The organism is Streptomyces sp. NPDC031274, from assembly GCF_055570235.1.
The window spans coordinates 1-1,750 of the sequence record NZ_JBVIHP010000157.1 but is presented as its reverse complement, the minus strand read 5'-3'; the positions used below and the strand labels follow the sequence as shown (position 1 = coordinate 1,750).

General features: G+C 71.1%; 1 protein-coding gene and 1 pseudogene. One reads left to right on the top strand and one right to left on the bottom strand.

Features of this window, described 5'->3' with window-relative positions; translation table 11 throughout:
- Positions 1 to 610, top strand: a pseudogene (locus ACZ5CR_RS44520) (hypothetical protein); the annotation flags it as partial.
- A gap of 27 nt (positions 611 to 637) precedes the next feature.
- Here ACZ5CR_RS44520 and bagY read toward each other — a convergent pair.
- On the bottom strand, positions 638 to 1,744 hold the full coding sequence (gene bagY, locus ACZ5CR_RS44515; protein ID WP_468869193.1) for a LuxR family transcriptional regulator BagY/FevT: 1,107 nt from the start codon (positions 1,742 to 1,744) through the stop codon (positions 638 to 640).
- Positions 1,745 to 1,750 lie beyond the last annotated feature (6 nt).

The window sequence follows — 1,750 nt, the reverse complement described above, 5'->3', positions numbered from 1 at the left end:
CGTCGCCTCACGCGACCTGACGACCTACCGCCACCTGCACCCGGCCCGCGCGGCCGACGGCACCTGGTCGACCCCGGTCGAGCTCCCGGAGGCGGGCGGATACCGCGTCTTCGCCGACTTCAAGCCCGAGGGCGCGAAGGAGGGCCTGACCCTGGGGGCGGACCTCGCGGTGGCGGGGACGTACGAGCCGAAGGCGCTTCCCGAGCCCAACACGAAGGCGTCGGTCGACGGCTACGAGGTGAGCGTCAAGGGCGAGTTGAAGCCCGGGAAGGCCGCCGACCTGACCCTGAACGTGGAGAAGAACGGCAGGCCGGTCACCGACCTCCAGCCCTACCTCGGCGCCTACGGCCACCTGGTGGCCCTGCGCTCCGGCGACCTCGCCTACCTCCACGTGCACCCGACCGGCGAACCCGGCGACGGCAAGACGAAGCCGGGCCCCGGTGTCACCTTCGCGGCGACGGCGCCGAGCCAGGGGGCGTACCGCCTGTTCCTCGACTTCAAGCACGAGGGGAAGGTGCGCACGGCGGCGTTCACGGTGCACGCGGGAGGCGCCGGCCAGACCGCCCCCGAGGACGACGGCACCGCCGAGTCCGGCGAGCACGGGCACTAGTGCTCCACCGGCCCTTCGACGCCCGGCCTACGCCCGCCGGCCGGTGGCCTCCGCGGGGAGCGGCTCGTAGTACTCGGTGAACAGATTGCCCACCAGTTCACCCCGGCTGGACACGCCGAGCTTCTCGAAGATCGCCTTGATGTGGTCGCGCACCGTATGGGGCGACAGATGGAGTTCCTCGGAGATCCCGCTGGTGGACAGGCCGCGCGCCACGCACTGCGTGACCTCAAGTTCCCGCTCGGACAACTCGTACGCCTGCACGATGAGCGGCGTGACGTCGGAGATCGGAGCGCGTTCGATGATGACCGCGGAGTCGCCCAGCTGCCCGTCGGCCCCCCGCATGCAGGATGCGTGGCAGACCAGCCACCGGCCCGTCCGGCTGCGCATCCTGATCCGCGCCGTGTCGCCCCCGTGCTTCTCCGCGATCGCCCTGGCCCGCATCGCGGTGCCGTGCACCCACAGCGGTATGCGGATGCCGAGGGCGATGACCGACGCGGGGCCCTCGGACATCTCCTCCAGATAGCGCCGCGCGTCGTCGTTGGCCGAGACGAGGGCGCCACCGGCGTCGAAGAGCAGCAGCCCGGTGCCGGTCAGACCGCCGTCGGAGGATCCGGGACGGTGCTTGGCGTACGACCGCAGCCGGCGGGCGATCGGTGTGCCGAGCTCCTCCATGAACCTGCGCTCCCCGCTGCTGAAGGCGGCGCGCCCCTTCTCGCGGAAAAGGCTGATGTATCCGTGCGGCCGCCCGTCCACCCGCAGAACGGCCCGCAACTCGTCGTGCACGCCGCGCGGTTCGAGAAAGCCCCGGTAGAGAGCGCTGCGGGCCGGCTCGCCACCGGTGCTCTCCCACAGGCTCGCCACCGGGACCGGCGCCCGTGCGAGGTCGCGGAACAGATTGATCTTCTCCGTGAACAGTTCGTACTGCCAGTAGACGGCGCAGCTGTGGTCCTCGATGTTCTCCGCGAGGATCGGCGACGTGATCATCCCGGTCTCCGGGTCCGTGGCCCGCCAGACGGCCGCGTCGTACGGGACCGCCCTGCGCAACTGCGTCGCGAGCGTGCTGAACATCGTGTGCGGGCTGTCGGCCCGGCCCGCAAGCGAGATGAGTTCGTCGCGGCCGATCCCAGTAGGCATGCTTCG

Coding starts and splice junctions, on each gene's coding strand:
- bagY (WP_468869193.1), bottom strand. CDS start 1,744: ATGCCTACTGGGATCGGCCGCGACGAACTCATCTCGCTTGCGGGCCGG.